Annotated in this window: 14 protein-coding genes; all 14 read right to left on the minus strand. The window is 45.8% G+C overall.

Features of this window, described 5'->3' with window-relative positions; genetic code table 11:
- Positions 1–9: 9 nt before the first annotated feature.
- Positions 10–468, minus strand: coding sequence for a cytochrome c maturation protein CcmE (gene ccmE / locus HRU21_00180; protein ID NRA40698.1), 459 nt, complete (start codon positions 466–468; stop codon positions 10–12).
- On the minus strand, positions 452–640 hold the full coding sequence (gene ccmD / locus HRU21_00185) for a heme exporter protein CcmD (GenBank protein NRA40699.1): 189 nt from the start codon (positions 638–640) through the stop codon (positions 452–454). Before ccmD ends, ccmE begins: the two co-directional genes overlap by 17 nt.
- A gap of 14 nt (positions 641–654) precedes the next feature.
- Entirely contained in the window at positions 655–1,398 is a 744-nt protein-coding gene (gene ccsA / locus HRU21_00190) for a cytochrome c biogenesis protein CcsA (protein ID NRA40700.1), read from the minus strand.
- A gap of 66 nt (positions 1,399–1,464) precedes the next feature.
- Positions 1,465–2,130: a heme exporter protein CcmB gene (gene ccmB, locus HRU21_00195; protein NRA40701.1), complete on the minus strand. Its 666-nt coding sequence runs from the start codon at positions 2,128–2,130 to the stop codon at positions 1,465–1,467.
- On the minus strand, positions 2,130–2,795 hold the full coding sequence (ccmA, locus tag HRU21_00200) for a cytochrome c biogenesis heme-transporting ATPase CcmA (protein NRA40702.1): 666 nt from the start codon (positions 2,793–2,795) through the stop codon (positions 2,130–2,132). Before ccmA ends, ccmB begins: the two co-directional genes overlap by 1 nt.
- A gap of 87 nt (positions 2,796–2,882) precedes the next feature.
- Entirely contained in the window at positions 2,883–4,151 is a 1,269-nt protein-coding gene (locus HRU21_00205; protein NRA40703.1) for an inorganic phosphate transporter, read from the minus strand.
- Between the two features lie 35 nt (positions 4,152–4,186).
- Entirely contained in the window at positions 4,187–4,867 is a 681-nt protein-coding gene (locus tag HRU21_00210; protein NRA40704.1) for a TIGR00153 family protein, read from the minus strand.
- 520 nt (positions 4,868–5,387) lie between these two features.
- Entirely contained in the window at positions 5,388–6,098 is a 711-nt protein-coding gene (phoU, locus tag HRU21_00215; protein ID NRA40705.1) for a phosphate signaling complex protein PhoU, read from the minus strand.
- 136 nt (positions 6,099–6,234) lie between these two features.
- Positions 6,235–7,068, minus strand: a complete 834-nt coding sequence (locus HRU21_00220) for a phosphate ABC transporter ATP-binding protein (protein ID NRA40706.1) — start codon at positions 7,066–7,068, stop codon at positions 6,235–6,237.
- A gap of 28 nt (positions 7,069–7,096) precedes the next feature.
- Positions 7,097–8,809, minus strand: coding sequence for a phosphate ABC transporter permease PstA (gene pstA, locus HRU21_00225; GenBank protein NRA40707.1), 1,713 nt, complete (start codon positions 8,807–8,809; stop codon positions 7,097–7,099).
- Between the two features lie 23 nt (positions 8,810–8,832).
- Positions 8,833–11,091 carry an ABC transporter permease subunit gene (locus HRU21_00230; protein ID NRA40708.1) on the minus strand — a complete coding sequence of 753 codons (2,259 nt, stop codon included), beginning with the start codon at positions 11,089–11,091 and terminating at the stop codon, positions 8,833–8,835.
- 179 nt (positions 11,092–11,270) lie between these two features.
- Positions 11,271–12,248, minus strand: coding sequence for a phosphate ABC transporter substrate-binding protein PstS family protein (gene pstS / locus HRU21_00235; protein ID NRA40709.1), 978 nt, complete (start codon positions 12,246–12,248; stop codon positions 11,271–11,273).
- A 111-nt stretch (positions 12,249–12,359) separates the two neighbouring features.
- The gene (locus tag HRU21_00240) at positions 12,360–13,358 is read right to left on the minus strand and encodes a porin (GenBank protein NRA40710.1); all 999 of its coding nucleotides are present in this window, start codon (positions 13,356–13,358) and stop codon (positions 12,360–12,362) included.
- Positions 13,359–13,745: 387 nt separating this feature from the next.
- On the minus strand, positions 13,746–15,080 hold the full coding sequence (gene phoR, locus HRU21_00245; protein ID NRA40711.1) for a phosphate regulon sensor histidine kinase PhoR: 1,335 nt from the start codon (positions 15,078–15,080) through the stop codon (positions 13,746–13,748).
- Positions 15,081–15,146: the final 66 nt, after the last annotated feature.

Below are 15,146 nucleotides of genomic sequence, written 5' to 3' on the forward strand. Positions count from 1 at the left end.
CAGTCTCGCCTAAGGTTCAGAGCTGTAGCCTGACGATTGTTGATTAGCCGACTGTTTCAAAGCATCACTGACTTCTGGCGGCATATAATTTTCATCATGCTTGGCCAGCACCTCATCGGCAATCAATACTCCTTGCTGATTCAGTTTACCTGCAACGACAACGCCATCATCTTCTTTAAATAAGTCTGGCAGGATACCGGTGTATTCAACCGCCACATCGGCACTGTAGTCAGTCACTAAGAAGCGCACCGTAAGGCCATCAGCTTGCCGCTCAACCGAACCAGGGCGAACCATACCGCCAGCTCGAATACGCTGCCCTATCGGCGCCTTGCCCTCGGCTATTGCCGTTGGTGGGTAAAAAAGATTCAAGTTATCACTCAGCGCATAGACTAATAGCCCTATCGCCGCTGATGCAGCTATCACAATACCCAGCACGATATATAATCGCTGTTTACGCTTTGGGTGCATAGTCTTGCTCCATCATAGCGACCAAACGCAGCGCCTTTTGTAAACGGCGGCGCTTTAACACTGGGTGAAGTACTAAAGCCAAGATCACCGCAAAGCTTACACCATAGGCCAGCCAAACATAGCGTCCATGTCCGGCCATATCGATAAATGCTGCAAGGCTTTCAAACTGCATGGTAAATCTCGGCGTTAATCTAGTAGGGTTTCACGCAACCACTGTTTTCGTTGTTCTATACGTAAGATGTCGGCGCGCGCATGCATTAATAATAATAAAACATACAGGCAATAGGTTCCTGCAATCATCAGCAGCAAGGGGAACAGCATGCTGGAGTCGATCGCTGATTTTTCGGTGAGCTTCAGGGTAGAACCTTGGTGCAGTGCAAACCACCAATCAACCGACCAATACACAATAGGAATATTAACCGTACCAACGAGCGCCAGTACCGATGCGGCTTTAGCGCCTAACTCCTCTCGCTCAAAGGCCTTTGCTAAGGCGTAAATACCCATATAGATAAAAAATAGTACAAACATTGAGGTCACTCTGGCGTCCCAAATCCACCAAGTTCCCCACGTTGGCTTACCCCAGACCGCGCCAGTTACCAGCGAAATAAACGTCATACTGGCGCCAATGACTGCAAAACAGCGCAGCATCACTTCAGCCATTTTAGTGCGCCAAATTAAGAAAATTGCGGCCATTAAGGCCATGGCATAATAACCGGTCAGAGCGACAAAGGAAGCCGGCACATGAATGTATATAATTCGATAGCTATTGCCCTGCACGCGATCTGCCGGAGCGTAGAGTAAGCCCTGAATTAAGCCATAGCTTAATAAGACCAGAGCACAAACAGCAAAAAATGGTACCCAATAGCGACTTATTTGGTAAAACCACTGCGGAGAGCCCAGTCGAAACAAGAATTGCACTATTGCTGACATCAATCAATACCTGAAAAAACTTCGTCATTATAGCGAAAACGGCTACAAAAGTCGCTACTGGCGCGATTAGGCATCAAGGTTAATTCTCAAACCAGCCGTGATAGCCAGTGGCGCCAGCAGCATTACAAAAATGGCTAACGCCGCCATTAACGCCAAATAAGGTAGATACGGCAGCGCCAAAGCGGCGCTTTGCACAGTGGCAACGCCTAATATCAGAATCGGCACATACAGCGGTAGTATAATCACGGTTATCAACACCCCACTCTGGCGCAAGCCGACCGTCAAAGCTGATCCAATTGCGGCGACATAAACCAAACTCAGCGAGCCAACCAATAAAGACACAACTAAGCCTGGCAAAATATGCAGCGGCAAATGCAGCAAAATAGCCAATAAGGGTGAAAGCAGTAACAAACTCAGTCCGTTGCCGAACCAGTGAACTAGCACTTTGACAGAAACCAACAAATAGCTCGATTGCGGGCTGAGCATATACAGGCTCAGTGAACCATCAATGAAGTCTTGCTTAAACAGTTTATCTGCTGACAGCATGCTCGCAAGCAGAACAATCACCCAGATTAAGCCCGGCGCGAGCTGACTCAGGGTTTGCGGCGATGAGCCAAGACCAATTGGAAACATCAGCGCGACCAGAAGCGAGAACATCAAAGGATTTATCAAATCCATCGGAGAGCGCATGAGCAAGCTTAACTCGAGGCTAAAGAATCGTCCCAATGACATCAGCTTTGCGACTCCTGCGGGCTATATTGTTGCGGCTTACTTAGGTGTAACTCCCGAATTTCCGACTGCAGCGAAAGCGAATGATGTGCCGTCATCACTACGCTTCCACCAGTCACTAAAAACTCATCAATCAGCTGCTCAAACACGCGTATACCTGACTGATCAATAGCGGTAAATGGCTCATCAAGAATCCACAGCTTTGCCTCACTGAGCATCAGTCTGGCAAGCGCCAAACGTTGCTTTTGCCCAGCCGACAAATCGCAGGCACGAACATGCGCGAATGCAGCTAAGCCTAAACGGCTAAGCACCTGCTGCAATTTATCCGGCTGATTCGTACAGCTGGGGTAAAGTGCAGCATACCATTGCAAATTTTCAATCACGCTTAGGTTTGCTTTAACACCTTTCTCATGCCCAAGATAACTAATCTGCCATGGCATGTCTTCGTTAAAGGCCTTGCGCGAGCGGCCAGCATATAAAATACGACCTTCATAATCGGTGGACAAACCAGATAAAACTCTGATCAGGGTTGTTTTACCCGCACCGTTTTCGCCGCATATGCGCAATAGCTGGCCGGCATAGAGGCTAACATTTAGATCTTCAAACAGAGTTCGGAAACCACGCTGACAACTGACATGCTGAATGTCTAAAATGGCATCTAGAGACATAAATTCGCGAATAGGAAAAATTTCAACCAGTATAGCGATTTTATACCTGCAGTAAAACGTTGCCAGCGCGGGCAATCGCTTAACAAGCTAGGCTGCGATTGAAAAAACCTGCTTAAAGACAAAAAACAAAGCAATAGACAATAAACCACCGGCGGGCAGCGTAATCAGCCATGAAGTAAAAATTGTAGCAACCACACGTAGATCAATTGCACCGATGCCGCGCGCTAAACCCACGCCAAGCACCGCGCCAACCAAGGTGTGGGTGGTAGAAACGGGAATACCCGTTGCCGACGCAAGCACCACCGTTGATGCGGCAGCAAGTTCGGCAGCAAAGCCACGCGAGGGGGTGAGCTCGGTAATTTTACCACCTATTGTGGCAATAACTTTGTAGCCCAAGGTCATTAAGCCAAACACGATGCCAGAGGCACCTAACAACAAGACCCATAGCGGCAAGGCAGACGTGGCTGCAATCTCGCCGCCAGATTCAATCACGCTGACAATGGCAGCAAGTGGGCCGATGGCGTTAGCGACATCATTCGAGCCGTGAGCAAAAGCCATCGCACAGGCAGTAAAAATCATTAGAATGGCAAACAGGCGTTCAACCGATTGAGCACGATGCTCACGATTTTGCGCCGGCTGGACGCGATTTAACAGCAGCTTACCAAGCACTGCGACCAAGACAGCAACAACTACAGCCAACATCGCCGACTGCAAATAACCGAGGTCTAAGCCAACATGCTTCAGACCTTTGACAAAGGTGACCATTGAAATCGCGAAGCCAGTTAAGAACATATAAGCTGGCACATAACGCTGTGCAGCCATAAAGGGATCGTCGGCGGCCAAGATTAGCTTCTGTACTGAGCGAAAAATAACAAATGCGATACTGCCAGCCAGCAGCGGTGAGGCAACCCAACTCACAGCGATGGTGCCGATTTTAGCCCATTTAACCGCATCAACCCCGATGCCTACAGCAGCAAAGCCGACAATAGCACCGACAATAGAATGGGTTGTCGACACCGGCCAGCCGAATTGTGTAGCCACCATCAGCCAGATAGCTGCTGCCAACAGGGCTGAAAGCATGCCATAAATTAACAGCTCTGGCTGGCCTTGAATCGCTGTCATATCAACCATACCTTTACGTATCGTTGAAGTGACTTCACCGCCCGCTAAAAATGCGCCAGCAAACTCAAAAACCACAGCAATCATGATTGCCTGCTTGATCGTCAGCGCTTTCGATCCGACTGAGGTACCCATGGCATTTGCAACATCATTTGCACCTACTCCCCAAGCCATAAAAAAACCAAATAGGCAGGCCAAGCTTAAGAATATGATGCTGTACTGTGTCAAAAAATCCATGAGATCGTCCTAAACTCAGATAAAGCGATGCCAGCTTACCGCGCTACGATAATATGCACATGATCGCCCACTTTTTGTGCGCGGTCGGCCAAGTTACCAACTAACTCAATCAGCTTGTACATAAACATCACGTCAATAGGGGGTAATTGTGCCTCTAACAACATCAGCTCATTGCGCAGCGCAACTTCTAAACCATCAGCTTCACTCTCCAACTGATCTAAACCATGAATCAACTTCTCTACTACAGACAGTTCTGAGCCCGAAAAACCGCTAATCATTAACTGGTCGAGTTCATCGATGATCACTCTAGCCTCAAACACGACCGCCACGGCGGCTTGCACAAACATCAGCATACTTTGCTGCATCGCCTCAGGAAACACCAGTTTGCGACCAAACAACAGGCCGGCAATATCTTTAGCGCAATTGGCCACCCGATCCTGCAAACTTAACATCGTTAATAAGTCATTTCTGGCAATCGGCATAAACAGACTGCGTGGCAAGTGCATGCGAATATCTTTCTTTTCATTGTCGGCCTTATTCTCAAAGCCGCTGATATTCAAATAGCTCTCTTCGACTGCAGGCCAATCTGCATTGAAGCTAGCTTTAAATAATACAGTCAAACCCTGTGCAGCATTTAGGCAGGAGCTCATATGCTCTTGCAGGGGGCGAATAGGTGATTGACCAAAAAGTTGTGCAATTGTTGATGCGACCATAATGTGACCTGTTCAGGGCTCAGTCCGTTGTTAACTGTCTATTTTTTGATAATCAAAAATTGTATTAAACCCAAATCAATATAGCAGGAATTTATGACAAATTTATGGCATCAAGCAAAACAATCACAGACTGTTCACCAGCCTTTTAACTCAGCAAGGCGGCCAACATTGTTTTAGAAAAACTGGGAGAGAGTGTCGAAAGACATCGAAGAGCCAATAGCAACTCATCAGGTATTGGAATGTTTCGGGCTAAAATGCATACTGGGTAAATCAAAGATTGAGCTCAAAAATTCAACTTAAAGATTGAGCTAGATGTAGCTAGATAGGAATAACCGTCTTCATCAGCCGCAGATCAAGGCCTCGTTATTCTGCCAAGCTAACTTGGGGGGTTACTTAGATAAACTCAGATTAACTCAGGGATCGATACATGCACAGCTTGAATGCCTTGTCAGCTCAGGCTCAAGATAGGCTCAGATCCAGACTTAGCCTCAAGCCTGGGCTTAGTATAAGGCTCAAGCAGCCATTAGTTTATGCTGGCGGCCATTTCTTTTAAGCTATGATGACGAACGTCTTTACCCTTGACTAAATAGACCACGTGCTCGGCAATGTTTCTTGCATGATCACCAATACGCTCTAGTGAGCGTAGCGCCCAAATAACGTTTAAGATACGTTTAATAGAGCGTGGATCTTCCATCATTACGCTCATCATTTCACGTAAAGCTGAACCGTATTCAAGGTCAACCTCTTTATCTTCAAAGGCAACCTGAACTGCTTGGTCGACATCTAAACGAGCAAACGCATCTAAGGCATCATGCACCATTTTACCCACGTGTGCGCCCAAGTGACGGATTTCAACAAAACCTTGTGTTTCGTCGCCGCTCTCGGCAAGATTTTCTGCCTGCAGCGCGATCTTACTGGCTTCATCACCAATACGCTCTAAATCGGTGGTTACTTTAGAAATCGCTAGAACTAAGCGAAGGTCAGAGGCCGCTGGTTGACGTCGAGCAAGTATTCTTGCCACTTCTTCATCAATGGATACTTCCATTTGATTGATATTCTCATCGCTACTGCGAACCAGCTGTGCTTTATCAACATCTAAAAGGATTAGGCTTTGCACAGCCTCACTGACTTGATGCTCAACCTGTCCGCCCATCTCCAAGGTGTGGGTGCGAACTTCGTCCAACTCTTCGTTAAACTGACGTGAAATATGATCGTTATATAATTCTTTATCCATAGCTTTCTCTCTTGCCAAACACATCTTGCTGATAAATGATTGCTAAAAGTTGTGTTAGCGTTATTGCTTGAACATCCTTAAATCAAGCAGGTTAATACTATTACAAGCCCTATTGTAAATATAGTACTTTTAAGCCTTAGCCGTAGCGTCCGGTAATATAGTCTTCGGTTTGCTTCTTCTCAGGGTTGGTAAATAAGGTATCCGTATCGCCAAACTCTATCAAATCGCCCATGTACATAAACGCGGTATAATCCGAAACTCGCGCCGCCTGCTGCATATTATGGGTCACAATTACGATGGTAAAACGGTCTTTCAGCTCGTAAATCAGCTCTTCAATTTTAAGGGTTGAGATTGGATCCAGTGCTGAGGCAGGCTCATCTAATAACAACACCTCAGGCTCAACGGCAATAGTGCGCGCGATGACCAGACGTTGCTGCTGACCACCTGACATGCCCAAAGCTGAGTCATTTAAACGATCTTTCACCTCATCCCATAAGGCTGCACCACGCAGNGATTTTTCAACAATTTCATCCAGCGTGCGTTTATTGTTGATGCCCTGAATCCTGAGACCATAGGCAACATTTTCATAAATCGACTTAGGAAAAGGGTTGGGTTTTTGAAACACCATGCCAACTTTACGACGCAATGCAGCAACATCGACGTTGCGTTGGTAAATATTTTGATCTTCAAGGCGGATTTCACCATTAATCTGACAGCCGTCAACTAAGTCGTTCATGCGATTAAAACAACGCAGTAATGTCGACTTACCACAGCCTGATGGCCCAATAAAAGCGGTNACGCGCTTTTCTGGAATTTTCAGATCAATATTTTTAAGCGCCTGCTTTTCACCATAAAACAAGTTTAGCTTATCGACCTCTAGGCAAATCTTTTCTTCGGCCATATTTTTCTTTTCGCCCACACGACCCATTGCGGCAAGGTCGACTGCATGTGTTTTGGTTTCGCTCGTCATAATTTGGTCTCGGTTATGCGCGCCAGCATTAATGCTCTAACGCCTTATATTTTTCACGAAGGTGGTTACGAATCGCTACCGCAGAGAAATTAAGCAGCGCAATTACTACAACTAACAAAAACGCTGTGGCATATACTAACGGCCTAGCGGCTTCAACATTTGGACTTTGAAAACCCACATCGTAGATATGAAATCCCAAATGCATAAATTTTTGATCCAGATGCAAAAACGGATAATTGCCATCTAAAGGCAATGACGGGGCCAACTTCACTACGCCTACCAGCATCAGCGGTGCGACCTCACCTGCAGCGCGAGCAACCGCTAAAATTAAACCTGTCATCATAGCTGGGCTAGCCATCGGCAACACAACTTTGGTAATCGTTTCAAATTTTGTTGCACCCAACGCCAATGAACCTTCTTTGACGCTGCGAGGTATCCGCGCTAAGCCTTCCTCGGTAGCGACAATCACCACCGGTAAGGTAAGTAACGCCAGTGTCAACGAAGCCCACAATAAACCAGGGGTACCGAAAGTTGGTGAAGGCAGAGCTTCAGGGAACATCGCATGATCAATATGCTCACCGATAAAATAGATAAAAAAGCCAAGTCCAAATACACCGTAAACAATGGATGGCACGCCAGCAAGATTATTCACCGCTATGCGGATGGTGCGTGTAATCACGCCCTGAGAGGCATACTCTCTAAGATAAACCGCGGCAATCACACCAAAAGGGGTTACCATAACCGACATCAGCAAGACCATCATTACGGTACCAAAAATTGCCGGATAAATACCGCCCTCGGTATTAGCTTCGCGCGGATCTTCGGTTAAAAACGCCCACAGCTTAACCATATAAGCCTGCATTTTATCCAGCATACTCATGTGGTTTGGTCGCAGCGCTGCAACAATATGTGCCAGTTTGATCTCACGAATTTGTCCATCTTGCACACTGGCGCGAATACTGTCGCGACCAATTTCTCGGTACAGTTGCTCAAGTTGTTCTTGCAATGCGGCATACTCACTATTGAGCAGCGCGCGACTGGCATCGATATCGCTGACAGCTTGGGCTAAAGCTTGACCACTTAAACCGTCTAATTCAAATTTACGCTGTTTTAAGCGCAGACGCTCCATTTCATAATTAATCGCACCAATATCGTGTTTCTCAATCGAATGTATTTGTTCATGAATCGCCTCGGCACGCGCTAGACGTTGTAAAAAACTTTGCCAAACTGATTCGTAGCTGGCTTCATAAGCGTTCGCGTCGACCACAGCAACTGAATCTCCTGACTCCAGTACCTCAACCAAACGGCCATAAAAATTACCCCACTCACGACGCTCAAGCACCATCAAATCTTCAGGGTAACTCAGTGCTGAAAAGCCAATATCAACAAACCAGCCAAAATCTGCGCCGGTAACATCACGATTACCCAGCTTTAATAAAGAACGTTGATACTCAGCTTGGCTAGGATCAACCGCAATTCCTGCAGAAACAAGCTGCTCAGAAGACACATCCACAGTATCAACAATCTCACCAATAATGGTCACCGACTGCTCACGCCCAGGTATTTGATATTCTGCCTGAATAATATTGCTGGGCCAAAAGTGGCTTAGACCGTTGACTGCCAGCACAAATAACAAACCGATAACGGCAATGATACTGACTGACACCGCCGCAGCGTTCATCCATACCCAGGGCGAGCCGCCTTTAAACCAAGATGCCAGCGTAGGTTTTTGCGTTTGCATGCAACTATTCTCCGAGCCTAAAATTACAGTGAGCCATATTTTTTACGCAGGCTTTGCCGCACGACTTCAGCTGCAGTATTGACCATGAAGGTAAATAAAAATAATACAAAAGCCGCTAAAAATAAGACGCGGTAGTGCGTGCTGTCAACTTCTGCCTCTGGGATCTCTACCGCTAAGTTTGCAGACAGCGTGCGCATACCCTCGAAGATATTGGCATCCATAATTGGGGTATTACCGGTAGCCATTAATACAATCATGGTCTCACCTACTGCACGCCCCAAACCGATCATCATAGCAGAGAAAATCCCTGGACTAGCGGTTGGTAAGACAACCCCAACAAGCGTCTGCCAAGGCGTAGCGCCAAGCGCTAAAGAGCCGTAACTTAAGTGTTTGGGTACAGAAAAAATGGCATCTTCGGCAATCGAAAAAATCGTCGGTATTACCGCAAAACCCATCGCAATCCCGACCACTAAGGCATTACGTTGATCAAATGGGATGCCTGCCTCATTGGTTAACCAGCTGCGCATATCGCCGCCAAACAGCCCTTGTTCAATATTGCCACTGACGGCAAATGACAATAAGCCGATCGCGATGACAACCGGAATCAAAATAAAACCATGCCAGCCGTCGTCTATCACATTTTGTATCGCCACCGGCAAACGACTCATGACAAAGGCAAACAGCAAAATACCTATCGGCATAAAGATCAAAATGGTGAAAATACCGGCAAGATGTTTTTCCATAAACGGCGCCAGCCAGAGACCCGCTAAAAAGCCTAAAATCACCGTTGGCAATGCTTCCATAAGCTCAATCAATGGTTTGATTTTTCGTCGCATGACTGGTGTCATAAAATACGCTGTATAAATGGCACCACAAATCGCTAATGGCGCGCCCAATAACATCGCATAAAAAGCCGCTTTTAAAGTGCCAAATGACAGCGGTGTAAGCGATAGCTTAGGCTCAAAATCATTCGATGATGAGGATGACTGCCAGGTATATTCTGGTTGGTCATAACTTTCATACCAGACCGCTTCCCACAATGAATAGGCTGAAGTCTCGGGATGATTATTACTGATGGTAAATACATATACCTTAGCGGCATCGTTGACCACCACTAAACGGTTTGCCCTAGGCGATAATGCAACAAACTGCGCCGAACCATCAAACAGCTGTTGCTGGAAAACAGTCTGATGGGCAGTTGAATGATACAGCGTGATAAATCCTTGCTCATCTGCGGTTGCAAAGCCTTTTCGGCGTTGCTCAAGCGCCAGTAGATTGTGCTTAGCATTAATATCAGTGGTGAAATCACGAATTTTTTTCAATCGACGCTGCGAGTTTTCAACAACCTGAAACCATTGTTCAATGCTGCCGTCATCGTAGGCTAATAGCAGCGAGATGCCACCCAGCAACATGCGCATATCAGCGACGGGTTTAGCTAGCGCAGTGTTAACCGTCTCACCTGATTGCAGGTTGATCTGCAAAAGCTGCTGCTGATCAATCAGTACATAAAGCCAGCGTTGCGCAATATCAATTTGCATGGCCGAAACCAGCCCATTAAGCTCAGGCATATCCAGTGACTCTGGCTCAAGCACCAGCTCATCACTGAACATATCTTCTTCTTTCACGAATACTGTGCTGAATAACGATTGCTCACTCACCGCAGAGATCACCAACGCTTCTTCTTCATTACGAATGGCCAGTAAATCAATAGGGCCAATCACACCCTCTACATCCAAGGGCTGCTGCCCAAAGGGATACTCAATTAACGGCGAAATAAGACGCTGATCGTTTGGGTAAGTGACGCGATACTGGTGCTTCGCCAATATTACTTGGCCATTGCTTAAGCCAAAAGCCATTAAGCGCGAAGCATCTGAGTCAAGCGCAAAACTGCTTACGCTAACGCCTGCTGGCAGCGGCAGTAAAAATCGACTGTTCTCACTGCCGTCATCCAAATTAAAGAAGATAAATTCACCCTGATCTGTCACCTGAAGCGCAATTTCATTTTGCTCTTCGGTGGCAATATACAAGGTTTGATGTTGGCTATTCGGTAAATCAAAGGCTGCCAACGGTTCGACATCGGCGGTTTCGAATAAGGGGATCACTTCGTAAAGCAGATAGGCAAAAATCAATAAAATCGCCGCAATAACGCCCATGCCGCCCCACGCAATGCTAATACTTGCAAACTGATCCTTGAATTTGCGTCGCTGATTGTAGCGTTTGATTTGCGGCGAATCGAAGTCGATTTTCGTCGCGTCAACAGAGTCTGAGGCTTGCGTGCTCATGAAAAAAACCTAGGCAAATTTTTGCGAGCGATTATACGCGTTTCTGATGAAATTACAGTGCTTTAATCTAAATTCCATAAAAAAAGTCGATGAGCTCTCGCCCAACGACTTTAGCTGTTTACCCTAGAGAAAAGTAGGTAAATTCAACGCATTTAGACTAAGTAGTCTGTTATTAGTACTTACTGAGCAATTTTAGATAATACTTTGGCAACAACTGACTCTGGCAGAGGAATATAGCCATCTTTTACGACAACTTCTTGACCTTGCTGAGACAATACTAGTCGCAAGAACTCTAAGGTAATTGGATCAAGCGGCTTATTCGGCGCCTTGTTCACATAAACATATAGGAAACGCGACAGTGGGTAAGTACCAGCGACTGCATTTGCAGGTGTTGCATCGACAAATTCACCACCGACTTTTTTGCTCAGCGGAACTGAACGCACTGAAGAGGTTTTGTAACCAATACCTGAGTAACCAATACCGTTGATTGAAGTCGAAACTGACTGCACGACAGAAGCAGAACCCGGTTGCTCATTCACATTATTTTTAAAATCACCTTTACATAGGCCTTTCTTTTTAAAATAGCCATAAGTACCGGAAACTGAGTTACGACCAAACATTTGGATGGTACGCTTATCCCAAGCATCGGCCAAACCTAGCTGACCCCAAGTCTCAATATTTGCGGTTGCACCACATTTGCGGGTTGATGAGAATACGGCATCGACGTCGGCAATACTCATACCCTGAATAGGATTATCTTTGTGTACATACACAGCAAGCGCGTCGATAGCGACAGGAATTGGCGTTGGCTTGTAGCCAAATTTTTTCTCAAACGCTTCGATTTCTTTGTCCTTCATTTTGCGACTCATAGGACCAAGGTTTGAAGTGCCCTCGGTTAAGGCTGGAGGCGCAGTTGATGAACCCGCTGCTTGAATTTGAATATTGACATTCGGGTAGTTACGCTTGAATTCTTCAGCCCAAAGCGTCATCAAATTGGCCAAGGTATCTGAACCAACTGATGATAGGTTACCTGATACACCACTGGCTTTTTGATAAGCAGGAATACCGGCATCAACTTTTGCTTCAGCAAATGCAAAACCCGAGGCTAGCACACTAGCAGCTACCGCGCTGCGGGCAATAAACTGTTTAAATTTCATAATTTTCAATCCTAATTAATAACTGTGATCAACAATGATCAAATTACTACACTTTTATGACATCTATATGACAGTCAGTGACAAACGCCACTGACTGATAACTAAAAAGCCTTAAAACTTGTGTTCTAGACCTAAGCCAAATGTCGACTGCTCATCCTTAACGCCAGCGGTATCCGTTTGCTCATCCGCGGCAAAATAACCATATACTTTGGTTGCTTTTGCTAATTTGTAATCCGCACCTAATACTAGGCTAGTTTTTTCAGCATCGTCATCGGCATCTTTATCGATATCAGCTGCAGCATACTGCGCTTTCAGCTTCCAGCTATCAATTTTCCAGGCAACAGACAAGGCATAGCCAGATTCATCAGCAACACCGTTCTCATCTTCATCATTAATTTCAGATGTCTGATATAGCGCACCCAAGGTTACCGCATCGGTGACTGCAACATTACCAGCTAAACGTAATAAATCACGCTTATCAACGTCACTGTCATAGCCTAAACCGACACTGAAAATATCGGCTGAATAATCGGCAACTACAGAAAAACCATCAACACTGTCACGATCTTCACCATCAGTAACGCCATCTTCTTCACCCAGAACGCCCATCGCATATACGGTAAAACCAGACATAGTCGGCGACGCATATTGAATCATATTGCTTACACGATTCTCACCTTCTAGGGCGTTTTTGATATCGCCAAGAAAGTAGTCATTAAAGACTTCAACTTTTTTACCCAACGTTTTAACAGGCGTATCAGCACGGCCAGCAATCACCTGACCCCAGCTATCACCCTCAACACCAACATACACATTGCGTGCCTTGAAAACATTTTCAGTATTCTCGCCAAACAGGTCACCATCTGCGGCTACTTCATATTCAACCTTTGCTAATGCTTTCAGGCTCTCAGTAATCGCAGTGTCTCCTTTAAAGCCCAAACGAGATGCATGTGAAACCAGCTGTAAATTATCTTCAACGGTTTCCTTGTCGGCTTTTTCTTCAACTTGGTTTACCGAAAGATTAACCTTACCGTAAACTTTCGCATCAGCAATCGCTACATTAGCGGCCATTACCGAGGCTGCAGCTAGAGTGAGGGTTATTTTTTTCATAATGACGTTCCTATAAAGGCGTTAAAATTAAATACTGCATTGAACGAGGGGCATTATGTGAAACTTTTGTTACAGTTTTATGACAATTAATAATTTTTTCACAATAGATAAGAAATTTTTAAAAAATGAATATTTTTCAATAGCTTATAAAAACTCCACCTAGAAGCTTTGCACTAAAAATGGCATATTATGCTGGCTATTAAGGCGTTTATGACAGCAATTATGACAAGCTATGATTATGAGTAGCAGCTACGGCGCCGCGGTGTTTATTAATAGCAGGAGATGGCAATCAAGATGACCAGTAAAAAACCGGCGTATTGGTGAACCAGTGGATGAACTGGTGGCGAACTGGTAGCGAACCGGTGAAAGCCCAGGCCAAATAAAGCTTTATTGCTGAAGCTGGCGAGAAAGCTGATCAATATTCACAGCTTGCGTGATTCGGTGCGCAGGAATAACAAAGCTAAAGCGGCTGCCTTTGCCCAGCTGACTACTCACCACAAGCTCGGCATCGTGGTGAGATAAAACTCGCTTTACCAAAGCCAAACCAAGGCCTGTGCCACCACGATCGTTAGCTCGACTAGGGTCAACCCGATAAAATCGCTCGGTTAAGCGCGGTATATGGAGAAGATCAATGCCTACGCCATGATCTAGCACAGAAAACTCAAGCCCAGTATCTAACTGAAGCAATGCCACTTCGACTATCGTATCGGCAGGCGAGTATTTTAACGCATTGATAATCAAATTCAGCATGGCTATGTGCAACTCACTTTGCTTGCCGAATATGATCAGCTCTTCAGGCGCCGTCATTACAATCTGGCGCCCTGCCCCAACACTGGACAATCTCGCTTCATCACAAACCATCTGCACAAGCCGAGGCATAGATACTACGGTGTTATGCATTTCGTGTGGCAAGGTATCTAAGCGAGATAACTCTAATAAATCGCGTAACAAACTTTCCATACGTAAGGCATGCTGAGACATCTGCTGCAGCGGAGCTGCCATTCGCGGCAGCTCCGCGCTAAACTGCTCGAAATTCTCGATATAACCCATTAACACCGTAAGGGGCGTGCGCAATTCATGCGAGACATTGGAGACAAAATCCAGCCGCATTTGCTCTAAGCGCTGAATCTCTGTGATATCACGCGCAAATATTAAACGATTGCCGTCGCCAAAATGTGAAATCTGCACCGCCAACATGCGATCATTATCCACTGGCGCAGCGATTTGCACCTGCTCATTATCTTTGCCTTCAGACTCATAAAAGGCAATAAAACTTGGGTCACGCAGAAAGTTAAGAATTGACTGCCCTTCATCACTGGGAAATCTTAAACCGAGGTTGCGCTGCGCAGAAGCATTACACCAGGCAATCAAACCTTGCTCATCAACTAATACAACTGCCTCTGATAGTGATGAAAGTGAATTTTGGAATTGGTCTAGCTCGTGACGCAGCTGTGCTTTGGCGCGCTGATGCTTGCGCTGAAAGTAAAATAATCGGTCACAGACTATACCCCAAAAGCCGATAGTTTCTGGCGGGTGTGAGTCATCATTGCGCCTAAGCCAATCATCGATGCGCTTTAGCTGCCATAGACTCCAGCCAATATAGGCGCCAGCAAAAAGAAACAAGCTTAACCATAAATAGCCTGAAACTAAGCCGATCAAGCCACCTATCGCCAATAAAATCAGGATGCGGCTCAGCTCTTTGGTCCAATGTCTTTGCTTCATAGTCTGTGTCTTGAATTAGGCAAGTGATTCTACCTTGCAACAAAACTGAGCGCCACGAATAACAGC

This window comes from Pseudomonadales bacterium, assembly GCA_013215025.1.
GTDB lineage: Bacteria > Pseudomonadota > Gammaproteobacteria > Pseudomonadales > DT-91 > DT-91.